This is a genomic window from Paenibacillus brevis (assembly GCF_018919145.1).
In the GTDB taxonomy this organism is placed as follows: Bacteria; Bacillota; Bacilli; order Paenibacillales; family Paenibacillaceae; genus Fontibacillus; species Fontibacillus brevis.
Window position 1 is genome coordinate 114513 of sequence record NZ_JAHLQJ010000002.1, and the last position, 23793, is coordinate 138305.

The 23793-nt window shown below is 49.6% G+C and carries 18 protein-coding genes; 8 read left to right on the top strand and 10 right to left on the bottom strand.

Annotated features, from left to right (window positions below):
• Positions 1 to 135: 135 nt before the first annotated feature.
• Positions 136 to 576, top strand: coding sequence for a hypothetical protein (locus tag KQJ23_RS02760; protein ID WP_216477155.1), 441 nt, complete (start codon positions 136 to 138; stop codon positions 574 to 576).
• Between the two features lie 64 nt (positions 577 to 640).
• Here the strand turns inward: KQJ23_RS02760 and KQJ23_RS02765 are convergent, their stop codons facing one another.
• On the bottom strand, positions 641 to 1093 hold the full coding sequence (locus tag KQJ23_RS02765) for a hypothetical protein (RefSeq protein WP_216477156.1): 453 nt from the start codon (positions 1091 to 1093) through the stop codon (positions 641 to 643).
• Between the two features lie 214 nt (positions 1094 to 1307).
• Between KQJ23_RS02765 and KQJ23_RS02770 the strand changes: the two genes are divergently transcribed.
• Entirely contained in the window at positions 1308 to 2723 is a 1416-nt protein-coding gene (locus tag KQJ23_RS02770) for a hypothetical protein (RefSeq protein WP_216477157.1), read from the top strand.
• 76 nt (positions 2724 to 2799) lie between these two features.
• Here the strand turns inward: KQJ23_RS02770 and mgrA are convergent, their stop codons facing one another.
• Positions 2800 to 3789, bottom strand: coding sequence for an L-glyceraldehyde 3-phosphate reductase (mgrA, locus tag KQJ23_RS02775; protein WP_216477158.1), 990 nt, complete (start codon positions 3787 to 3789; stop codon positions 2800 to 2802).
• A 122-nt stretch (positions 3790 to 3911) separates the two neighbouring features.
• A complete protein-coding gene (locus KQJ23_RS02780; protein WP_249529461.1) occupies positions 3912 to 4790 on the bottom strand; it encodes an AraC family transcriptional regulator in 879 nt (292 codons plus the stop codon).
• A 141-nt stretch (positions 4791 to 4931) separates the two neighbouring features.
• Between KQJ23_RS02780 and KQJ23_RS02785 the strand changes: the two genes are divergently transcribed.
• The gene (locus KQJ23_RS02785) at positions 4932 to 6194 is read left to right on the top strand and encodes an acyltransferase family protein (protein ID WP_249529462.1); all 1263 of its coding nucleotides are present in this window, start codon (positions 4932 to 4934) and stop codon (positions 6192 to 6194) included.
• A gap of 50 nt (positions 6195 to 6244) precedes the next feature.
• Positions 6245 to 6985, top strand: coding sequence for a Bax inhibitor-1/YccA family protein (locus KQJ23_RS02790; protein ID WP_216477357.1), 741 nt, complete (start codon positions 6245 to 6247; stop codon positions 6983 to 6985).
• 130 nt (positions 6986 to 7115) lie between these two features.
• Here KQJ23_RS02790 and KQJ23_RS02795 read toward each other — a convergent pair whose 3' ends face one another.
• From KQJ23_RS02795 to KQJ23_RS02805, 3 genes are read right to left on the bottom strand one after another with little or no spacing between them, the layout of a single operon-like run.
• A complete protein-coding gene (locus tag KQJ23_RS02795; protein ID WP_216477159.1) occupies positions 7116 to 7757 on the bottom strand; it encodes a peroxiredoxin-like family protein in 642 nt (213 codons plus the stop codon).
• Between the two features lie 24 nt (positions 7758 to 7781).
• On the bottom strand, positions 7782 to 8294 hold the full coding sequence (locus KQJ23_RS02800) for a hypothetical protein (RefSeq protein ID WP_216477160.1): 513 nt from the start codon (positions 8292 to 8294) through the stop codon (positions 7782 to 7784).
• Between the two features lie 57 nt (positions 8295 to 8351).
• Positions 8352 to 8933, bottom strand: coding sequence for a TetR/AcrR family transcriptional regulator (locus KQJ23_RS02805; protein ID WP_216477161.1), 582 nt, complete (start codon positions 8931 to 8933; stop codon positions 8352 to 8354).
• Positions 8934 to 9345: 412 nt separating this feature from the next.
• On the opposite strand from KQJ23_RS02805, the gene rlmN reads away from it, so the two are divergent.
• Together rlmN and KQJ23_RS02815 are read left to right on the top strand one after the other, a co-directional pair.
• Entirely contained in the window at positions 9346 to 10425 is a 1080-nt protein-coding gene (gene rlmN / locus KQJ23_RS02810) for a dual-specificity RNA methyltransferase RlmN (RefSeq protein WP_216477162.1), read from the top strand.
• Positions 10426 to 10592: 167 nt separating this feature from the next.
• Positions 10593 to 12131, top strand: a complete 1539-nt coding sequence (locus tag KQJ23_RS02815; RefSeq protein WP_216477163.1) for a Ppx/GppA family phosphatase — start codon at positions 10593 to 10595, stop codon at positions 12129 to 12131.
• Here KQJ23_RS02815 and ppk1 read toward each other — a convergent pair.
• The 4 genes from ppk1 to KQJ23_RS02835 all read right to left on the bottom strand — a co-directional run bounded on the left by ppk1 (position 12073) and on the right by KQJ23_RS02835 (position 19635).
• Entirely contained in the window at positions 12073 to 14202 is a 2130-nt protein-coding gene (gene ppk1 / locus KQJ23_RS02820) for a polyphosphate kinase 1 (RefSeq protein ID WP_216477164.1), read from the bottom strand. The two genes, KQJ23_RS02815 and ppk1, sit on opposite strands and share 59 nt — an antisense overlap.
• A 167-nt stretch (positions 14203 to 14369) precedes the next feature.
• Positions 14370 to 16232 carry a hypothetical protein gene (locus KQJ23_RS02825; protein WP_216477165.1) on the bottom strand — a complete coding sequence of 621 codons (1863 nt, stop codon included), beginning with the start codon at positions 16230 to 16232 and terminating at the stop codon, positions 14370 to 14372.
• Positions 16229 to 18547 (bottom strand): glycosyltransferase family 2 protein, encoded by a 2319-nt coding sequence (locus KQJ23_RS02830; RefSeq protein ID WP_216477166.1) that lies wholly within the window; start codon positions 18545 to 18547, stop codon positions 16229 to 16231. The genes KQJ23_RS02825 and KQJ23_RS02830 overlap by 4 nt, the downstream gene beginning before the upstream one ends.
• Positions 18544 to 19635, bottom strand: coding sequence for a bifunctional glycosyltransferase family 2/GtrA family protein (locus KQJ23_RS02835; RefSeq protein WP_216477167.1), 1092 nt, complete (start codon positions 19633 to 19635; stop codon positions 18544 to 18546). Before KQJ23_RS02835 ends, KQJ23_RS02830 begins: the two co-directional genes overlap by 4 nt.
• A 223-nt stretch (positions 19636 to 19858) precedes the next feature.
• Between KQJ23_RS02835 and KQJ23_RS02840 the strand changes: the two genes are divergently transcribed.
• Together KQJ23_RS02840 and KQJ23_RS02845 are read left to right on the top strand one after the other, a co-directional pair.
• Positions 19859 to 21112 carry a mechanosensitive ion channel family protein gene (locus KQJ23_RS02840; RefSeq protein ID WP_216477168.1) on the top strand — a complete coding sequence of 418 codons (1254 nt, stop codon included), beginning with the start codon at positions 19859 to 19861 and terminating at the stop codon, positions 21110 to 21112.
• Positions 21113 to 21142: 30 nt separating this feature from the next.
• On the top strand, positions 21143 to 23053 hold the full coding sequence (locus KQJ23_RS02845) for a beta-N-acetylhexosaminidase (RefSeq protein ID WP_216477169.1): 1911 nt from the start codon (positions 21143 to 21145) through the stop codon (positions 23051 to 23053).
• Positions 23054 to 23793 lie beyond the last annotated feature (740 nt).

The following is a 23793-nucleotide window of genomic DNA, read 5'->3' on the forward strand; positions in this document are numbered from 1 at the left end:
ATGTTGATGAAAATATTTGATGCTTGTGAATTAACTATACTAGGTTGTTAAAAGATCCTTAAGAATTCCTTCATAATACGAGAGTAAAGCGAACGTGCCTTTCTCATTAATATTAAAAAAGGGAGAGGTTTTAAAATGGCATTCACAAAAGAATATGCAGCTAAAGTTATTTTAAGTTTGGATGGCGTAAGACAAACTCAAAGAGCACAAAGAAACATCTATGACTCTGGCATCATAAATCCTGTATCTACTAGTGCCTTAACAAATTTGTTGAGTTATTCATCTGGTATTTTAAGTCTCTTTTTAGCAAATACAGCAGCTGCTTTGGCAGCTGGTGTATTAGGCCTTGTAGCTAGCCTCACACCAAGTGAAAAGGATGTTCTCCAGTCTATGGTATATTCAGGATATTGGAACTTAGGGTACCTTGAAGATTTTCTTGTTGATAATCCTGGATACGATCTAATTGAAATTAATTTCCCATTTATTGAATATGAGACAGCGGGGGTTCGTTTTATTACAGGGAAGGGTGTTGTAACAAGAGTTCACTCAACCAGTGGAGGATGGGTAATCTTGTAAAAAATTCATGCATTTAAATAAAAGCGGCCAATAGAATTTGGCCGCTTTCTTCCATTTATTAGAATCAATTATTAAACCATTTTTCAATAGTCTCTACATCGATTTCATTCTCATTAGTTATCTTATATGAAAAGGTTAAATTGGGTTGATTTTCAGTATACTTAAAAATACTTATATAAGTGTTATCATAGAGGGTGATTCCAAATCTTCTTTTGTCATCATCTCTTAATGTTATCCAGTATGAATCTGTATACTCAATAGTTGATAGACCCGATTCTTTTAATTTAATCAGAGATAAGCAATCAATAATTTCTTTGATTTTATTTCTTTCAGTTATGGATATTTCATTTTCATTCATCGACTTAATCATTTGTAATGAACTTATTTCCCCCACATTTAAGTCTTTTAATACAACTTCATTAAATGTAGTTCTTTTTGAATTTTCATAAAGAGTAAATAATGAAATAACTAATAACACTACAACTATTGCCGCAATAACGTATTTCGTTTTTTTCATAAATTATCTCCTCGTAACGAATAATCTTACAACTATATTACACATTTTATCCTTAAATATCCACCACGCAAAAATTGTTTTAACTAATACAGAAAATTCTTTCACGCTTGATCGCGGAGAATCAGCTCTATAAGAAAACTGCTTACCCCTGAACCCTTGCCCAGGCCCTTGCATAGCATATATCACCACTTTGACTGGGGAAGGGCGTGGTTATATGAGCGTAGAGCTGACGGCGCTGCATTATGTGTACTTGGCCTTTATAGTGCTCATTATGGGCTTTTTATTGAAACGACGGGATACGACGATGGTTTGTGTCGCGGGCATCTTTCTGCTTGGATTGATTGCGACAGAGGCGCTGGGAAGCTCGGTTTCAGGCGTATTTAATTCCTTTATTTATGCTACAAAGGAACTGCTCGGTACGATCATGATAATTTCGATAATCGTGGCCATGAGCCGAATCCTGATCATAACCGGTATTAACGAGACAATGGTTGCACCGCTGACCCGTTATATTCGAACCCCCGCGGTAGCGTATTGGGGCATCGGACTCATCATGATGGTCACTTCATTCTTCTTCTGGCCTTCTCCCGCAGTTGCATTGATCGGAGCTGTGCTGCTCCCGGTCGCCCTGCGGGTTGGCTTACCGGCGCTGGGAGCAGCCGTCGCGATGAACTTGTTCGGACATGGAATTGCGCTCTCGGGCGATTACATCATCCAAGGGGCGCCGAAGCTAACCGCGGATGCTGCCGGTTTGCCGGTGAGTGAAGTGATGACGGCAAGCGTACCATTAGTGCTCATCATGGGGGCAGTGACGACAGGCGTTGCCTTTTGGATGATGCGAAGAGATATACGAAATGGTACATTTCGTGAGGGACTTGTGGCAGGTGGTGGCGGGACGGCAGCGCTAGCTTCTTCAAGCCGTGGAGGAGAGGAGCAGGCTGTGTTGAGTCCTGCTGCTAGGAAAACGCTGGCCGTGATTATTCCGCTATTGTTCCTGGTTGATGTAATCGCGATGTTCTGGCTGAAGCTGCAGGGAGGGGATGCCACCGCACTTGTCGGAGGCACGGCAGTCTTGATTCTAGTTGTAGTAACGCTGATGGCCCATCGCAATCAGGGACTCGAGAAAGTAACGTCTTATATGATTGATGGGTTTACATTCGGCTTTAAGGTGTTTGGGCCGGTTATTCCGATTGCGGCTTTCTTTTATCTGGGAGATGCGGCCTTTGTCGAGCTGTTCGGCCAGACATTGCCTCAAGCATCGCACGGCATCGTGAATGATCTCGGGCTTGCCCTTGCGAACAGCGTACCCCTGAATGGCGCGGTTGGTGCGGTCACGGCAACAGCCACCGGTGTGATCACCGGTCTGGACGGCTCCGGCTTCTCGGGCATTTCGCTCGCAGGCTCGATTGCGCAGCTATTCGCGGCGGCCACGCACTCCAGTGCAGCCGTGTTGACTGCACTCGGGCAGGTCGCAGCGATCTGGGTCGGGGGCGGAACCCTGATCCCGTGGGCACTCATTCCGGCTGCTGCGATCTGTGGAGTCAGCCCTTTCGAGCTGGCACGGCGCAATCTGAAGCCTGTGCTGATCGGCTTGGGCATGACCACCATAGTGGCGATCTTCCTGGTGTGATCACAGCAAAATCCCCCTCAGCAGTGCAGGCCGCTGCTAAGGGGGATCCGTCTCATCTCACTCGATTCAATTTAAATTATCCTTTTAGAATTGCCTCGATGCGAGCCAACTCTTCCGCGCTCAACTCCGGTGCCTCGAGGGCGCCGACGGCATCCTCGATTTGAGATACCTTGCTGGCACCAATCAATGCGGAGGTCACCCGGCCGCCGCGAAGCACCCATGCAAGTGCCAGCTGCGACATTTTTTGGCCGCGTTCGGAAGCCAGCTCATTGAGCTGGCGCACCTTGGACAGCACATCCTCGGTAATTTGCTTCTCCGTCAAGAACACACTTGGTTTCGCCGCGCGTGAATCCGGTGTAATTCCGTTCAGATAGCGGTCCGTCAGGATACCTTGATGCAGCGGAGAGAAGACGATGGAGCCGATGCCTTCCTCATCCAGCACATCCTGGAGCCCATCCTCAATCCAGCGGTTAAGCATGGAATAGCTTGGCTGATGAATCAGACAAGGCGTTCCCAGCTCACGCAGAATACGGGCTGCTTCCTTTGTCTGCTCAGGATTGTAATTGGACAGCCCGACATACAGAGCCTTGCCCTGGCGCACGATCAGATCCAGAGCAGCCATCGTCTCCTCAAGCGGGGTGTTCGGGTCTGGGCGGTGGTGATAGAAAATATCTACATAATCAAGCCCCATCCGCTTCAAGCTTTGGTCCAAGCTGGATACCAGATATTTCTTGGATCCCCATTCGCCATAAGGCCCTGCCCACATATAGTAGCCCGCTTTGGTCGAGATAATCATCTCGTCACGGTACGGATACAGCTCCTGCTTCAGCAGGGTGCCGAATGTTTCCTCTGCGGATCCTGGCGGCGGCCCATAATTGTTAGCCAGATCAAAATGGGTAATCCCGAGATCAAAGGCGCGGCGGACCATCGCCCTGCAATTCTCCAGCGTATCCCCCCCGCCGAAATTATGCCATAGTCCGAGGGAAATCGCAGGCAGCTTCAGGCCGCTGTTGCCGCTGCGGTTATATTTCATGCTCTCATACCGTTGTTCGTTCGCCAAGTACATAGAATAACCTCCTCCAAGTATATAGATTCCATTCAGAAATGCGTAAGCGCTGTCTTCCTGTGCTTCGCGTCTATCATTGTACAGGATTGTTGTCAGGCTTCGTATGTCAGTATGACCGGAGTTTATAGCATAATGTCTGTTTTCTCCTGATGAAGACTTCGGTATTCCTTAGGTGACGCGCCTTTCACTCTCTTAAACATCCGAGAGAAGAGGAGCGGGTCTTCATAGCCTACAGAGCAAGCAATTTCGCCGATGCTGCAATCGCACCAGGAGAGCAGCTCGGCCGCCTTCGTCATGCGATAATTGAGCAGATATTTCTGCGGCGGCAAGCCGATGGTCTGCTTGAATAAGGCGGAAAGATATTTCCGGTCAAGCCCAAGCTTCTCGGCCAGCAGTCCGATGGTGACATTTTCACAGTAGTGGGCATGCAAATAATGCAGTGCCTGATCCACATGAGGATTTTTCGGCTTGGAACGGGTGAGCGGTTGGGCGAGAGGCGGAGCATAGTGCAGCAGCACACTGAAGAAATCATACAGGATGGACTGTAATGGCAGGTCCACCTGCTCTCCGGCGGTCTCAGCCGCAGCAGTCAGACGCTCGAACAATCCGGGCATGACGTGTTCATCCATAGGAAAGACGGGGCATTCCGGTGTCAGGCTTGTTCTGGAGAGCAAGTGCTCTACCTGATCTCCGGAAAAGGCAATCCAGCTATAATGCCAGGGCTCTCGCTCGTCCGCTGCATAATGCGTCAAAATATGCGGATAGGTCAGAAACGCCTGTCCTGCATGCAGACAATGACTGGCTCCTCCTGCCGTTAGGGCTCCTGTTCCGCTATGAATAAAGTGAATTTTATACGTGTCTCTAACCCCTGGCCCGAAGCTGTGTCCGGGTACGCACTGCTCCTGTCCCCAATAATGAAGATAGAGATCAGGATTGCTCCGGTAGGGGCGCTGCGGGTTAAAGTGGAATACGGCCATGGACATCTCTTCTTTCTCATTCATTACCATCTATTATACAAAATATTTCGTCAATCCGTATTCACCGGACTTCAGCTAAAAATTTGAACCTAAAAACAGAAAAATGGTACACTGCGTCAGGTCAGGTCCTATGGTAAATTAAAGAATAAACGGGAGGATCCTGATTTGAAACAATCATCTGCCAGACCCGGGATGCATTTGGCCGGAGCTGACGGCCTTCGTGCTGTGGCGTGCCTGGGCGTTATTTTTCACCATCTAGCTCAATTACTGAATATGAACCTCCAAACTCCAGCGATTCAAAACATCCAGTCTTTTCTGCTCATGGGCAATGCCGGGGTCAGTGTCTTCTTCGTGCTTAGCGGCTACCTGCTTGCACTTCCGTTCTGGTGCGGTTATTTGGAGCAGGGGGATTTTCCGCAAATGAAACACTATATCCTGCGCAGAGCCGCCAGAATTGTCCCGGGATACTACACCGCATTAATTCTGTGCATCCTTCTGGTACTCATTCTGGACATTCCGTCCGAGAGTTTCTGGCTGCGTTCCTTGGCAGGACTTACGTTCACCTCGGGCTTTCATTACGTCACCTTTTTTCCATCGGAAATTAACGGACCGCTCTGGTCCATCAGTTTTGAGGTGTTCAGCTATTTGCTGTTGCCCATGTGTATGCTTGGTCTGTTCCGTCTCTTCGGCAACCGACGCTCCTTTAAGGGAGCTATGGGGTATTGGGTTGGCGTGATGCTGGTTCTTCTCGCAGTCAATCAAGTCATTCATGCGTTGCTCACCCCGGAATGGGATATGAGAGGCTGGGATTACGGCTTGATCGGCGGTGCGAAATACTGGATGCCGAATTACAATCCGGTTGGATTCTTCGGTCATTTTGCCGTTGGAATTATCGCTTCCGGAGTAGTCTGCCGTCTTCAAAGCGCAGAGCGCATAGAATCGCTTCGCAAGCGCGGGGGCTTTGATGTGCTGGGCGGATTGTTTCTGTTGGGAGCTGTAGTTCTAATCTGGGCAGCACGGCATCAGCCGGAATTCAGCTGGAGTATTCAGCGCCAGCCGTATCTATTTCCCTGGTTTGCCCTGATGGTTGCCGGCTTTCTGGCGATGGCACCTTATTCCAGATGGCTGCCCGCTATTGTTGATAACGGATTTTTCCGCTATACGGCCAAAATCTCCTTCGGTCTCTATATTTGGCACAATCTGATTATGACCTTGGCCAATAAATACTGGATTGCAGACATGCACTATTTTGGAATCGGGGAAGTCGGACGGTGGACATGGATCGCGCTGGGCGTGTTAGTGGCCTCCTACTTAGTAGCGACACTGTCTTATTACTTGATAGAGAAGCCGGTGCTGGATCGGGCTCATTTGGCGGGGAAGAGATTGCCCAATCCTTCATCTGAAGGAGCAAAAAACGCAAATGCATGATTCTGGAAAATGTGATAAGCTGAGAAAAATACATACATGAGGTGAATGAATTGATTGGACGCAGCGGGAACCCTACATTAAGGGACGATACCTTTGAACGGCCGGAAATCTATAATGGCATGGAAGTCATGACGATTAACGGTACGGTCAATAAAGCGTTTATTACTTTGATTATTTTGATTGGTAGCGCATTTAGTACATGGATGTTATATTTCGATGGTTACAATGTGCTTCCGATGGCGATCGGCGGTGCATTGGTCGGATTCGTGCTGGCGCTGATTACGAGTTTCAATCCTAAGGCTTCGCCATTTCTGGTACCGATCTATGCCATTGCCGAAGGAATGTTTATCGGAGCGATCTCGGCTCAATATGAAGTGAAGACCGGCGGCATTACTTTGCAAGCGGCGCTTCTGACCATGGGTGTATTTCTTGCCCTACTGTTCGCTTACAAGACCCGTTTAATTAAAGCTACGGAAAATTTCAAGCTCGGTGTTTTTGCTGCTACGGGCGGGATCGCACTGGTGTATATCATTAGTATCGTAATGAGCTTTTTCGGTATCCGGATGCCGTATTTGCACGATTCAACCTGGATCGGGATCGGCATTTCGCTCGTGATCGTGATTGTAGCGGCGTTGAATTTGGTGCTTGACTTCGACTTCATTGAAAACGGAGCAGAGCAAGGCGCACCGAAGTATATGGAGTGGTACGGCGCATTTGGCCTGATGGTCACGCTGGTGTGGCTGTATCTTGAAATGCTGCGTCTGTTGGCGAAGCTATCCAGCCGAGACTAGTGAATATATAATCGTAAAAAAGAAAGCTTGATAAATCAGGCTTTCTTTTTTTACGGTTATGTTTTTTGTGAGAAGGATAAAAGCATTGAGGGCTCAGACTATGTCGGAAGCTACGAAGGTAGAGCCGGCATTAAAGCTTTCTCAACTCATACAGGATGTCTTCCGGATCCAACCGCTGCATAAAGTCCGGATTTACATAGGCAGAGCGGATAATTCCGGATTCATCGATCATGAAGGTGGAAGGAATCGGCAGAATCCAGCGGTCCGTTGCATTGTATTCCGTCAGGTCCATACCTATTTGCTTCATCATGTTTTGCATGTAATCCGGAACATCGTAAAGAATGTTATAGAATGCCGCCACTAGACCATTTGTGTCGCTAAGCACCTGGAAGGTCAGTTCTTCTTTCTCCTTCTGGGAAAGCGTATTGTCTGGGCTTTGCGGGCTGACTGCGATCAACCGGGCCCCAAGAGCTTCAATATTCGGAAGCACCTTCTGATAGCTCTTAAGCTGAGTGTTGCAGAACGGACACCATCCGCCCCGATAGAAGGTTAAGACAACAGGGCCTTTAGATAATTCATCATAGAGGTTTACCGTCTCTCCCAAGGCATTTTTGAGCGTGAAGTCCTTGGCCTTCTGCCCCTCCTGACGGCCGTAGGCTATGCCGGACTCCTGCTGCTCTTTGATCTGCCGGAACATCTCCGCTTGAATTTCCAATGGGGTATGTGCTATAAATTCCTGTTTGGCTTTGGCTAATGTTTGAGTGAGTGACATATCTTATCTGGCTCCTCCCTTTAGTTAGGCAGATATTTTAGTTGGCGGGTCGATTGCCTCAAGTCTGTTTTGTCTGCGCAAATGAATTACTTGGGCTGTTAAGCCAATAATAAGGATGACGAAGAGAGCAGCTTGGGAGCCAAGGAGAATTGGCGAGTTCAACTCGGTGACCAAGGGGTTGCCGTCTGGAACACGGGTCAGGGTTTCGGTTATAGCTGGCAACATCAGCAGAAACACCGTCAGGCTAAGGGAAATTGTCTCAAGGTATTTGCCAGCGCGTCTAAAGCTTGAAATACGTCCTGCACCATAGCCTGCAAGCAGCAGCAAGATGGTTGCGGTACCAATGACATAGCTTGCCGGGTTATGAGCGATAGGGAAGACTGTGATAGCCCCAATCAACATCGAAATGAGGTAAACGACGCCGGACTTTGACCAAGGCACAATCCGCCCATAGCGGGCAAGCATATAAATAGCCAGCGGGATGGCGGGCAAGCTACTAAGCGTATGCACCCAGCCAAGTAATGAAATTCCAAACATAATTTTCTCCTTTCAGTTCTTAAGGATACGGATGGTACTTTTTGTGTCCTCCAATCATTAGGTAAGTGCGAGTCGATCCAAAAGCGGGCCTGTTACGAGGCCGAACAAATTGGGATCGCCATAGGCGCGAGCAGAAAGCATCGCACCATGAATCGTCGCCATGAACGCTTCGGCCTCAGCACGAGGAGTGCTGGTCAGTTGAAGCTGTCCGAGCTGCGAGCCGCGTTCCAGCACGGAGGTCAACCATGCCGACAGGTAGCTGAAATGGGCCCGGACTTCTATGGCAACCTCTTCAGGCAGGGCAGGGATTTGGCTTGCCAACAGCGCGCACACACAGATCGGAGCGCTAGCGTCCGCGATGCATGCTTCCCAATAACCCGTGTAGGAACGAAGCTGTTCAAGGGGAGCGGGTACATGAAGCCCGATATTTTCCAACCCCGCTTCGGCTTCCTTCCGATACTGATCAACCAGTGTGCGAACCAGGTCGACCTTGCTCGGGAAATGGTGATGGATGCTCGCCTTGCGAATTCCAACCACATCAGCGATGTCGGCATAGCTAAAACCGTTATAGCCTCCGGAGATGATTAAAGTGCGAGCACAAGTCAGGATGTCATTATAGGTAGTGGATGAATTTTTCATATCCTCAGTCTACCTTCTAGTAGGTTGGTTGTCAAGCGGCTAAATATTAAATTTATCGCGCCTTTAAATTAGAGGGAAATTCGTTATCGACTAAAGGCGATTGCTATTTGTTAAAATACATTCCGGGGGCTGGAAGGTTCTTTTGCTTGTGTTCATATTCAAAATTTGGGACAATAGTACAGATCGCTGCTCTAGCAAGGGTTGGGGATCAAATGGAATACCGGCTTTATGCGGCTGTTTGTGTAAAAATAGCGCAGAGAGAGGATTACCGAGATCATTTGTGCGGATTTCCGTATAACTTGATCATCCCATCTGCCCACGATAATGAGCCACGGCTTACGGGTCTGGTGACGGATCTATTAAAATCTTACGGCACCTTATATTAGTTATTGATAGAAAGAGGCATCTGCATATGAACAAACCTTCTATATATGGCATGACATTGGAGCAGCTCGGTCTGTGGCTGGAGGAGCGCGGTCATAAGAAGTCGCGGGCCCTGCCGGTCTGGGAAGCACTTTACCGTGAACGGGTCAGCGGCTTTGAAAAGATGCGCGAGGTAAGACCGGAGTGTCTGGAGCTGCTGAAGGAGCACTTCTCTCTCCAAACGCTGGAAGAGCATACCCGTCAGGAGTCCTCGGACGGTACGGTGAAATTCCTGCTCCGTCTGGAAGACGGCAACCTGATCGAGACGGTGCTGATGCGCCATAAATTCGGATTATCCGTCTGTGTAACGACCCAGGTCGGCTGCAACATTGGCTGCAGCTTTTGCGCGAGCGGCCTGCTCAAGAAGAGCCGGGACCTAACCTCTGGGGAGATTACCGGTCAGATTCTCAAAGTGCAGCGCTATCTGGATGCCGCCGGGGACGGGGAACTGGTCAGTCATATCGTTGTGATGGGAATCGGTGAACCGTTCGATAACTTTACGCATTTGACCGCCTTCCTGCGGACGGTTATGGATGCGAAGGGTCTGGCGATCGGGCCGAGACATATCACGGTGTCGACCAGCGGCCTGGCAGACAAAATCCGTGAATTTGCCGATTTGAATCTGCGGGTCAACCTGGCCGTATCGTTGCATGCGCCGAACAATGATCTGCGGACCAGCATTATGAAGATCAACAAGGCCATCCCGATTGAGAAGCTGATGCAGGCCATCGATTATTATTTGGAGAAAACGAATCAACGGATTACGCTGGAGTATATTTTGCTGCGGGGGATCAACGATCAGCGTGAGCATGCATTGGAGCTGGCGGAGCTGGTCGGCGACCGCAGACCGTATGTGAACGTCAACCTGATCCCTTACAATCCTGTTGACGAGCATAGCCACTACCAGCGCAGTGAGCAGGATTCTGTTCTGGGCTTCTATGACATGATGAAGAAACAGAATGTCAGCTGCAGTATCCGGCTGGAGCACGGCACCGATATCGATGCCGCCTGCGGTCAGCTTCGCAGCAAGCAGATTAAGAAGGATAAGAATCTGGCTGCAGCCAATTAAATAGAACCAGGAACAGGCTCGTGCCCGATGGTGCGGGCCTTTTTCGATTCCCGGATATACCGATATGATACAGGTGGAAAAAATAATCAAGAACAAGTTTAAATTCGCCTCTATTTAGGGTAAAGTGAGATAAAATAGTTCAGAAAATACGGGAGCCACTACATACCATGCAAAATAATTACGTGAATATTGGGATTATCGATATCGGATCTAACTCCATCCGTCTTGCCATTTATGAGTCCACGGCAGAAGGCCGTGCATATAGGTTGATTAATGAATTCAAGGAATCGGCCCGGTTGAGCGAGAAAATGGGTGCGGACGGCGTTATGCAGCAGGAAGGAATTCTCTCTATTGTGCCGATCTTGCGGCAATTCAGCGAGGTATGCTCGGCTTATAACTGCTCGAAGATTCGCATTGCGGCAACAGCAGCTATCCGGAATGCAGGGAATACCTCGGAGATCAAGGCCATCCTGGAACAGGAGACCGGGATGGAGATTGAGGTTCTTTCCGGTGAACAGGAGGCGTACTTCGGCTTTATTGCCGTAGCAGGAGGCATGGCTGTCGAGGATGGCTTCATTGTCGATATCGGCGGCGGGAGTACCGAGATTACGTTATTCCGAAACCGGCATCTGGTAGGCAGTGTTTCCCTGCCGCTGGGAGCAGTAAATGCCCAGGTTCAATTCGGGGAAGGAGAGGAAACCTGGACAGAAGAGAGCTGTAAACGGCTTCGCAATGCCGTTGGGCAGCTTATGGAACAAGAGTCTTGGATGGAGAGTCATTCGGGCTTGCCGCTCATCGGCCTAGGGGGGACGATTCGGACGCTTAGCAAGATGGATCAACGGCGACGGAATTATCCGCTGCGATTGGCCCATCATTATTGTGTGGAGCCGGAGGGCATTCAATATTATGCCGAGACACTGCCTCAGCTTTCGTTAGAGAAGCGCAGAAAGATCGATGGCCTGTCCAAAGCGCGAGCCGATATTATCGTTCCCGGCCTTTTGATTCTGCAGACCGTGTTTGACCGCTGTCAGGCTTCGTGCTGCTTGGTCAGCGGTACGGGATTACGTGAAGGATTGCTGCAGGATACGCTAGGCATAGACATCCCTCCCGCAAGCGAGGTACTGCAAGGGCAGACGGAATCCTTGCTGGCCTTCCATACCCGCACGCCCCAAGCCCATTTCCATCAAATTAGCCGCTATGCGGAGCAGTTATACAGAGCCGTAGATAAGGATGCGGATCCTGCGGTCACCGGGCTGCTCAAGGCTTCGTGCATGCTTTACAAAATCGGCGGAGCAATTCGCTATCACCAGTACGACAAACATACTTTGTATTGGTTAACCCATGCGCCACTTGGTGCGCTCACTCATCGTGAAGCGATATTGTGCGCCTTCATCGCGGATTTCCCTTCTAATCATGCCAAAAAGTTGAACTTTGAAGAGTATGAGGAACTGTTGAAGGAGAAGGATGAGGAACAGATTCTGAGACTGGGATCCCTGGTGGAATTATCCATTGCCCTGGATGCAGGGGAGACGCAGAATATCGAAGCGATGGAAACGGAGATTACGGAAGATACCTTATTGTTGAAGCTAAAAAGCCGCAGCCATCCTTACCTGGAGACCAGGCAGTTGGAGGCTGCGGCCAAGAACTTTAAGAAAGCTTGGGGAAGGAAGCTGGAATGGGAGCTTCAACCGGCTTCCATGCGATGATATTAAGGGCTTCGAACTGGCTGCGAAGGGCTGGTTCGGAGCTGCGGATCGGCTCGTATTTGCCGTTAGGCAACAGCTTCTTGGCCTTCACATTATCGGCCAGCGTCAGCTTGATAATTTGCTCCAGAGCCTCCCGATTGGATGCGCTGGTCACCGGACACATGATCTCAAGACGCCGGGTCAGATTGCGTGTCATCCAGTCTGCGCTGGACAACCAGACCTCCGGATTTCCGCCATTTTCAAAATAGTAAATCCGCGAGTGCTCCAGAAACCGGTCCACGATACTGCGTACCTTGATCCGTTCACTCAAGCCCTCGACACCAGGGCGCAAGCAGCATACACCGCGAACCACAAGCTCGATATCCACACCGGCGCCGGAGGCCATGTATAATTCATCGATCATTTCCTGATTGGATAAGGAATTCATTTTGGCAATAATTTTGGCTGGACGTCCTGCGGCGGCATGCTCTGCTTCTCTCTGAATCAAGCTGAACAGCCGATCCTTCATCCCTGTAGGAGCCACCGTGATGGCCTGCCATTGGTCGGCATCGGAATATCCGGTAATCAGGTTAAATAGCTGGGAAGCATCTTCCCCGATCGCCGGATTCGTTGAGAACAGACCAATATCCGTGTAGAGCCGGGCTGTCGTATCGTTGTAATTTCCGGTTCCCATATGGACATAACGTTTCAATTCCCGCCCTTCCTGCCGAATGACAAGAAGGACCTTGGCATGGGTTTTCAGCCCGATCAGCCCGTATACGACATGGCATCCGGCCTTCTCCAGCTTTCTTGCCCACGCAATATTCCGCTCCTCATCAAACCGTGCTTTTAGCTCCACGACCACGGTTACCTGCTTGCCCGATTCCGCAGCTTTAGCCAGCGCCTGAATGAGCGGAGAGTTACCGCTGACCCGGTATAAGGTCATTTTAATAGCCATAACAGCCGGGTCCTCCGAGGCTTGGACAATAAAATCCGTGACCGCGTCAAAGCTCTCATAAGGATGATAGACCAGCACATCTCTTTGCTTCAGGACATCGAAGAAATCCTCATTATCCACGAACTCCCACGGATATACCGGATCGATCTGAGGATAGCGCAGCCGGGAATAGCCTTTTACGGCACCGGGCAGCTTACCCAGAAATCCCAAGTCAAGAGGGCCGTCGATCTCGAACACGGCGTCCTGAACCTCGAACTCCTCTTGCAGCACTTCAAGCGCATAAGGATGAAAGCCTTCCTCGATTTCGAGACGGACGGGTGCGCCCCAGCGCCGCTTGCGCAGCTCCTTCTCGATCTCTTCCAGCAGGTCCTCGGCGCCTTCTTCATCCAATGCCAGGTCAGCATTGCGAGTTAGCCTGAATTCATGCACTGCAAGTGGAATATAGCCGCTGAACAGCGTCTGAATATGATGACGAATCAGCTCTTCAATCAGAATGAAGGATTGCTTCTTGCTATTGGAGTTATGCGGAAGCGGGATGATGCGAGACAGGTTGGAAGGAATCTGAACAATTGCAAAGTAAGGCTCCTGGTCCTCCGCATCATTCTCCTGAACAGTCCCATTATCGCGCATGAGTACAACCGCCAAATAGACAAAGCCGTTGTGAACAAGCGGAAAAGGGCGGCTCTGATCGACGGCCATCGGGGTGAGTACCGGGAATACGATATCATGGTAATATGTCTCCATGGATTTGCGCTGCACTCCGTTAAGCTCAGCATAGTCAAGGAAGACGATGTTTTCTTTTGCCAGTTGTCTCAATATATCTCTAAAAGTCCGGTATTGCTCGGACACCATGGCCGATACCCGGGAAATCAGACGTTTATACAGACCGTCAGGGGTATAGCCGGAGAAGTCCTTCTTGGAATATCCGGCACGGATCTGGTCCTGAATACCGGCCACGCGAACGCTCATGAACTCATCCAGATTACTCGACACGATCGATAGAAATTTAGCTCTTTCCAATAAGGGTGTAGTGACATCCTTCGCTTCCATCAACACGCGGCGATTAAATTCGACCCAGCTAAGATCACGGTTCAAATAACGGGGTCCTTGTTTTTTATAATCCGTAAGCTCCATATGACCTTGCCTCCGTTAAGTACACGTTCAGAATATCTTTTTATTGTACATAAACTGAAAAAAAGGAGGTGCTTCGTTTTGTAAACTCTGTGTAAAATCTTCAATTCTACGTAAAATTCCGAAGGAAAAGAGCTTATTTTGTCAATAATCTGTAATTTTATGGAACCTTAATTATCAGTTTGCTCTCTTGTAAGCTGAATCTGTTCCCCGGTGCGGATAATCTTGTAAATTCCCTCCTGCATTTCAAGCCCATAATGCTTCTTCAGTAGCCGGTTCCCGTCAGGGTCACTCTCTACCACGACCAAATAATCGTATCCGCTCAGCAGGTTATCCATATTATCTTCATAGAACAGCACGATTCCATCGACGTTCGGGGCGTACAGGTAGTATCTCCCGATATACTGCAAGTAATAATTCGTCACCTGCATGTCCGCATCCGAGCTATAGAACAAATAACGGCTCTGATCCTCCTGGCCGTTGTCATACCAACGATCTCCAGTCACCTGCTGCACCTTGTAGGGAAGCGTGCTATCGTAGTCCTTGGCGATGGATTGCATGCCGTTAAACTCCGACAACAGAAGCGTCACGGCGATGGCCGTACAGGCCCAAATCCCTTTTTGATAATAGCCTTTGTTCCGCACGCTCTTGAAGGCACGATGATGGGGGACCTCCCCAAGCTTATAATGAAAGGACCGCTCAATATCGACGGTGGCGCACAGTACCAGGCCCCCGGCGAACAGGACCACGATACTGGAGGCATAACGCTCGAAGCCGGCCAGTACAATCGCTTCATCCAGCGGCATGGAGAAGAGGTACAGCCCCAGAATTCCCGCATAATACAGAATAACCATGAGATCGAGGGCGATGAGCACCTTCCACAGGTTCCATTTCTTCTTCAATATGAATGCTGCAAATATAGAGGCCAGGATCGCAGCAATTTGAAAAGCGGCAATACCAAGTGCGGGCCGGGTAGACAGGTCGGTCGCGGAGCTCAAAAACAGGGAGATGATCTCCGACATCTGCTCCGGGGTCTTCCCCGTTTGAAGGCCGGCGGCAGCCACGTCAAACTTATTTTCAACCCCATGAAAGACCGTCTTCATCCGCCAGTCCCAGCCGAAATAAGGCAGCAGCGACCCGAAGAGCGAAGCGATGACTGCCGGAGCAAGGCGCAAGATGGCGCGGCCCCCGCTTCTTAGCCAGGCATAGACCAGGTACAACAGACCGATGGCGGCAAAAATTACCCCGGTGCTCTTGATGACCGTCAGCAGGCCCGCAAGCGGAATAACGACCAGGCAGGCCATCTTAAGCCGGCTGCGGTAATGATGAATTGCCGCAAAGATCGCCAGCGTATAGATCGGCAGCAGAAAGTCCACGAGCAGATTGCTGATGCGGATCGTAATATTAAAGAACGATAATGAAGACAGACCTAATCCGAGAAAAGCTGCGAGCAGGAAGCGTTTCTTTTCCGAGATGATCCCGAACATGGCGTAGAAGCAGGAGAAGATCAGCAGCCCTTGGGCAAGCAGCATGACAGGCTGGGCATGGCCCGCAAACCGGCACACATAATAGAGAAAGGACGAGGTGCCGAGCGGGTAATTTTTGAAATCGATCAGCGGGGAGTCCGGCCCCGGAAATGCGTTGGTGCTCAGCATCTGCTTCAGGACGATAGCCCAGTGGGAGAAGTTATCGTAGTGCGTCAGACGGTTCTGGAACAGGACCAGCAGGAACAGAAGGCTGCCTGCGAAGAAAGCGAGCTGATAAACGGACGGCGGCGTACGGCGCGCGGCTCTCCGGCCTGTCCGCAGGAACAGCGCGGCAATCAAGGCCAACAGCCCGAGCCCTAACACGACAAGACTGCCTGTCCGGAGCTGATCTGCCAGCCCGCAGAAGAACACGATCACGGCGATCGAAGAGAACACGAATACGGGAATGAATTCCCATGGCAAGGCCAGCGTTCTCCGAACGAACAGCATGTAGCCAGCGAAGGACAGAATCAACAGGACTGCGGTTATCCATGGAAAAGAAATCATCGCGCGCTCTGCTCCTCTCTCGTTGCCGCAATTTCAGCATGTGCATGCGGGTTGGTCAAGTCCTCCAGCAGCTGATCAAGCAGACCCAGTTCCTCCAGGACATCGATATTCTCGACCGCCAGCAGCGCCTCTCCGTGGATCGTTGCTTTTCCCGTATAGCGTACCTGTATCTCGATCCGGCTGCGCGTAGCAAAAGTCACGGACGTTCCGACGGGCATCTCTCCGATAAAGCCTGAGGCGGTGAAGTAATCATAATTGAAGCTACGCAGCGTGCAAATCACCCCGTTAGAGAAGAACGCAGACAATCTGAGGGGTATCCGCGGCCGGGCACGTTGATCGGACAAGGGTGAATCGATCCTTTTTTTTATATTGCGAAGCATATCGTCGTAGGCCGTATCCCACAAGTTCATCTGCTCGGGCAGCGAATGCCTCCGGTCATAGATGATTTGCATATATTGACGCTTGTCCTGCTCGCTGAGCGGCTCTACCTTGGCAGAATAGCGCCAGCCCTGGCCGTCAGGCTTCACATAGACGATGACCGCCTTCAGCCTGGCCTTGTATCGCATTGTCCGCACGGTTAGAATCAGATCTTTTTCCTGCGGGAGATAAAGCGGTTTTCCTATATAGAGGGCGATGCCCTGCTCCGAGACGTCGACGGTACGTACCCGGTAGTCCACCGGACTGCCTTCCCAGGTGATCGTCACCTCTTCATTAGCACGGATGCGTTCGGATTCGCGGTAAGCACGGCGGCCGATCATGAAGAACAGAGCATAGATCAGCGCGACCATATTATAGACGAGCCAGAACAGGATGACACTGCTGTATAACAGCGCAAGACCGTACTTTCCATAGGCGAACCGGACGATTGCCGCACCCGAAAGCAGCAGCAGAACGAGATGCGGCAGGGCATAGATCAGGGAAGTTACCCATTGTCGCTGGTTGTTCTTGCTTTTGTTCTTGTTCGTGACCTTGAACTTGCGTTCATGGATTCCCAATGTTTCTAGCAGGACAGGTAGGATTAAATAGGGCATGAATATGGTGTCTATGACCTGGCTCCATCGCTGATTGCGGATATTGCTGGACAAATAACGCATCGACATGCTGTAACAGAAATACGAAGGCAGCCAGAAAATCAAAATTCCCCAAAAGCCGGTATTTACGATTTTAAAATCAAATAACGCAAACAGAATCGGCGCCAGAATAAAGATTAACCGGTTAAAAAAGGACCACCAATACAAAAAGCTGCTTAAATAGGTTACTCTCGTCCAGACGGGAAGCTTCCTAGATACGATGGCACGGGTGTTCTGCAAGCTTTGAATAATGCCCCGCGCCCACCGGGTACGCTGCTTTATCATGCTCTTAATGGTTGTCGTGGTCAGTCCGGCGGCCTGCACTTCATCTGTGGCATAAGTAATATACCCGGCCTGCTGAAGGCGGATGCTCGTCTCAAAGTCTTCAGTGATGGTCTTTAAGGGAAACCCGCCGATCTCCTCCATCGCTTGCCGGGAAATGACCGTGTTGCTGCCCGTATAAGCCACCGCATTGGAGGCATTGCGCAAAATGTTGACTTCCCTTGAGAAGAAGTCCTGTTCGTTCGGGATCTCTTGCTCCGCATACAGGTTGAATTGGAATAAGTCCGGGTTATAGAAGCTCTGCGGAGTCTGAACCAGCCCGATCTTGGGGGATGCGCTGCGCTTGCCCTTCCGGCTGCGGGGCAGCCATACGTCTTGGTCTTGCATGGACTTGCCGATCAGGAAATAGGGTACCGTCTTCATCAGGAACGTATGCTGTGGGATCATATCCGCATCAAAGGTTGCGATCAGCGGGGAGGAGGTTTTGCTGAGCGCGTTGTTATAATTGCCTGATTTAGCTTCCTTATTGTCCGGAAAACCCAGGTATCCGACACCGAACTGCTTGGCAAGCTCCTCCACCTCGGGCCGTCCTCCGTCATCACATATATAAATATGAACCTTTTGCTTGTCGGGATAGTCCATGAACGTGCAGGCATTGACGGTCTTGTACAATAAATCGACCGGCTCATTATGCGTGGCGATGAACACATCCACATCCGGATACTCCTCCTCCGGAATGACCGGGAAATCCAGCGTGGAGCGCTTCTTCTGCATTTTCTGAAAAAAGAGCTCAAAGGTCGTCAATACGGTGAGCGCCTCGGCCAAATACAGCAAGATTCCAAATACAGCATTCAACGGGCCTTCATCGAAGGGAAGGGTGAAGATCAACCGCCACAGCAAGTAGATGGACATTAAAATGATCGTGACGATAAACAGTGCATGCTGCCGTTTTTCATTCTTCAAGGCAACCGATGCCCCCTTGCTGCAAATACCCATCGCTGCTGTACCTGGTAGCTTAGCAGGAACAGTAAAGCATCACAGATGAGCTTCGCTATTTTTTCATCGAATAGGAAAACAGTATGAATCATATATACTCCGCCGCTGGAAAGCATAATCACGAGGGCGCACAAGGTTAGATAACGCCACAGGCTTCCGCGGCTGCTCTTTTTTCGGAATACCAAATGCTTGTTCAGCCAGTAGTTAACGCCGATGGAGACGGCTCTGGCCGTCACTGTTGCAATCCATATTCTTAGAAAAGCCTGATCCTCGAGCATTGGACGCAGAGTATCCATTAATAGCCAGGCAATGCCAAGATCAACCACCGAGCTGCCTAATGAGGAAAGAATAAATTGCAGAAAGCCGGTAAAAAGGCCCCTCATGACCCTGAGGCTATCCCGAATTGCCCTGAAATGCGTCCCTGTATTCCCGTGTTCATAAATAACCTGAATCGGTAAAGTGGCAATCGGAACGCCGGCATGGATACAGGAAATCAGCATCTGCAGTTCATATTCAAACCGGGAGCCGCGAATGTTCCCGAAAAAGGGAAGCAGTTTAGGGCCAAAAGCGCGAAGCCCGGTCTGGGTATCCGACAGCTGCTTGCCGTACAATAAGGCGAACATGGAGGAGGCAATACGATTGCCAACCAATGACTTAGGCGGAATTCCGCCTTTGCTGAAATCCCGAACACCTAGAGTCAGCGCCTCCGGACGGAGCGCGGCTTCCCTTGCAAGCCGGTACACGTCCTCCGCTGCATGCTGTCCATCCGAATCAGCCGTCACAATGCAAGCCGCATCCTGGAGCTGCCGTTCAATATACAGAAACCCGGTCTTGAGTGCAGCTCCTTTGCCCAGATTCTCCGTGTGCCGCAGCACGATGCAGCCTTGATGGGACAGTTCCGCGAATAAGGGCTGAAACTTCTCGCCGGAGCCGTCATCTACAATGACGATATGCGCAAAGCCGTATCCCTGGAGCTGCTGTACATAAAAGGGAAGCTTCTCATCCGGTTCAAGGGATGGAATAAGAATAATTGTATTGCTGATTGTGTTTGTCATGTCCACCTCTAAAAACTTGTATAAATTTAAATATAAGACAAATTTCGACAAATTCCAACACCGTACAACAAAAATAAACAAATCATTATTTTATAAAGGGGGACAATAGAAAGATGTTATACTAATTTATAAACCACAAAAGTTGAAGATAAGGAACTAGGTAGAAAGGCATAAGTGTGAAATGTTCTATCAAAATTATAATTTGAAGAAGATGGAGGCGAATATGGATTTTTTTAAAGCAATGTTCGAGGATATCGGGGTGGGGAATGAGACAGCATTGTATCTGACCAACTTGCTCTTGATCGTAGCAATCGCCGCATTGTGTATAGTTGCGCACTTTGTGACCAAGAAGGTTGTATTAAAGATCCTCACGAAGGCGATTCATAGCAATCGATTCCAGTGGGATAATATTTTTCTGGAAAGAAAGGTTTTTCATAAGCTATCTCATTTTGTTCCTGCAGTGATCATTTATAACTTTTCGTCGATTTTCCCTGCCTATCAGCAGGTTATTATAAAGTGTGTCGGAATTTACGTCATTATCGTTGCCATATTAGTGATCAATGCTTTTCTAAATGCGGTTAACGATATATACCGGACCTATGAGGTTTCCAAGTCTCGCCCGATCCGGGGCTATATCCAGGTTGTGAAGATCTTTGTCTACATTATCGGCGGAATTCTGATTATTTCGGGTATGATCGGGAAGAGCCCGTTGCTGTTGTTAAGCGGAATTGGCGCACTTTCGGCAGTGATTATGCTGGTCTTTAAAGATTCCTTGCTCGGGCTGGTTGCGGGTATCCAATTGGCTTCCAATGATATGGTGCGCGTCGGGGATTGGATTGAGATGTCGAAATATGGTGCGGACGGAGATATCATAGATATTTCGCTCAATACGGTCAAGGTTCAGAATTGGGATAAGACCATTGTGATGATTCCGAGCTATGCGCTGATTTCAGATTCCTTCAAAAATTGGCGGGGCATGCAAAATGCGGGCGGCCGGCGGATCAAGCGCTCCTTATTCATAGACACCGGCAGTATCACCTTCTGCACGGAAGAGATGATCAGCAGGTTCAAGAGCATCCATCTGCTCACAAATTATATTTCAAGCAAGCAACAGGAAATTGAAGCCTACCATGCAGATAGGCAAATCGATACGTCCAATAGAGTCAACGGAAGAGCTCTTACGAATATCGGAGTCTTCCGAATGTATATTCAGATTTATCTTCAGAATCATCCGCAGATTCATCAGGACTTAACGTTGATTGTCAGACAACTGGAGCCAGGGGAGACAGGGCTGCCGCTGGAGATCTATGCGTTTACCAATGATACGCGATGGGCTGTCTATGAAGGAGTACAATCCGATATTTTTGATCATATTCTGGCGATTGCACCGGAGTTTGGCCTGCGTGTGTTCCAGAATCCTAGCGGGAATGATATTAAGCAAGGCTTGAATGTAAAGCAAGAACAGTATTCAATGTAATTAGAACGGCACAGGTGAAGGAGGATCATTATGAAGCTGCATTTTACAGGGGAACTATCCGATCTATTGTCCGGCATTCATGCGCTGGCGCCGGAGCTCGGAATCAAACAAGCTGAAGAAGGTCTGGAGGTCGAGGTATCCGCCTCGAGCCAGGGCCTGGAGGTAGGACTTGCTCAGGGCAAGGCTTACATAAGACACGAGAAGAAGCATCAATTCTTCCGGGGATTGGGGTTACTGATCCAGCATGCGGGAAGCAAAGCTGCATTCGAGATTAAAGAAGAGCAGCATCTCTCGACGATCGGGCCGATGTTTGACCTGTCGCGTAATGGCGTGCTGACCCTGGAGAGCTTTAAGTTCATGCTGCGCAAGATGGCGGTCATGGGACTGAACACGGTTAAGCTTTATATGGAGGACACTTACGAGCTGAGTAATGAACCGTATTTCGGCTATATGCGGGGCAGATACAGCTATGATGAACTGAAGGAAATTGATGATTATGCGGATCAGTTCGGCATTGAGGCGTTCCCGAGCATTCAGACCCTGGCGCATCTGGAGGAATTCTTGAAGTGGGAGCCAGTGGCAAAATACAAGGATACAAAAGGAGCGCTCCTGGTCGGGGATGAAGCCGTCAATGCGCTGATTGAGCAAATGATCGACTCTGTAAGTGCGCCATTCCGCAGTAACAAGATTCATATCGGTATGGATGAAGCGGAAGAACTCGGACGGGGCAAGTACCTTGACCGCAATGGGTATCATGACCGGTTCGATATTATGACCCAGCATCTGGAACGGGTACTGGCGGCTACACGCAAGCGCGGTCTGGAGCCGATGATGTGGAGCGATATGTTCCTGAAGCTTGCCTCGAAGAGCGGGGACTCCTACTATGAGGAAGGGACAAGTATTTCTAAAGAGATGGCCAACCGGATTCCGAAGGATGTCAGCATGGTCTATTGGGATTACTACCATACTGAGCAGGAGGATTACGAGAAGCTGATCGCGAAGCATCGTCCGCTTGGGTGTAACCTGGTGTTCGCTGGGGCGGTCTGGGTCTTCAACACCTTTGGGGTGAACTATGGCTTGTCGCTCAAGGCTACGGATTCTGCGCTTCAAGTGTGCAAGAGAGAGGGCATCACCGAGATCTATGCCACCATGTGGGGGGATGACGGCAATGAGAGCACGCCGCTAGGGGCATTGCTAGGTCTGCAATTCTATGCGGAGCATGCCTATACTGCGGGCTCTCCCTCCTGGGAGCAGGTAGCTGACCGGGTGAAATTCTGTACCGGCATTGAAGCCGAGACCTTCCTTCGCCTGAAGGATCTGGATGAGACGCCAGGAGCAGTACCGGGCAATCACAAGCAGAGTAATCCGTCAAAATTCCTGTTGTATCAGGATGTATTGCTAGGCCTGTTCGATAAGCAGATCGAAGGATTGCCGATGGCCGATCATTACGCGAAGCTGGAGCAGGAATTTGCAGCTAATCGTGTGAAGGACGCCGAGCTGGACTATATCTTTGATGTGCCGCAGAAGCTGTGCGCGGTGCTGAAGCAGAAGAGCGAGCTGGGCATTGAAGTGAAGCGGGCTTATGATGAGGGCAATCATCCGGAATTGAGACGGATTGCAGAAGAGGTGCTGCCGGCTTTGATCAAGGCAGTGCAGGAGCTCCGCCTGGCGCATCGCAGCCAGTGGTTCCGTATCTTCAAGCCATTCGGCTGGGAAGTCATCGATATCCGCTATAGTGGCGTAACGGGACGTCTGGACACGGCGGGGATGCGTCTGCTCGATTATGTCGAGGGACGGGTCAAGCGGATTGAAGAACTGGAGCAGGAGCGGCTTGTCTACAGCGACAACAATCCCTTCAATGAGCGTGGGGCAGGCTGGTGCAGCTATTATTACCGGATGGCCTCGCCGAATGTATTCTTCCATGTATTGAATCCGTTGTAGAACTAAAGAGGGTGCCCCCCAAAGCCAGATTAAATGCCGGGTTGGGACACCCTCACCCACTTCACCAGAATATAAAAGACAAGTGCAAAAAGTCATTAAAAATGTTGGTGTGGGAACTCATGTGGCGATTATAGTGCGAAAAGGCATTAAAATTACTGGTGTGGGAGCTCGTATGGCGATTATAGTGCAGAAAAGCATTAAAATTACTGGTGCGTGAGCTCATGTGGCGATTATATGCAGAAAGGCATTAAAATTACTGGTGCGTGAGCTCATGTGGCGATTATAGTGCAGAAAAGCATTAAAATTACAGGTGTGGGAGCTCATGTGGCGATTATAGTGCAAAAAGTCATTAAAATTACTGGTATGGAGCTCATGTGGCGATTATAGTGCGAAAAGGCATTATAATTACTGGTGTGGGAGCTCGTATGGCGATTATAGTGCGAAAAGGCATTAAAATTACTGGTGTGGGAGCTCGTATGGCGATTATAGTGCAGAAAAGCATTAAAATTACTGGTGCGTGAGCTCATGTGGCGATTATAGTGCAAAAAGTCATTAAAATTACTGGTGTGTGAGCTCATGTGGCGATTATAGTGCAGAAAAGCATTCAAATGCTGGCATGAGATCCCATGCGGTGGGAATTAGAGCTGCAAGAGCAAGCGAACGAAGTTGGGCGGAAAAGGGTTAGTGCCTTTTCTCGCCCAATTTTTAATTTGCGGACTTATCGGACTACTCCCATTTTT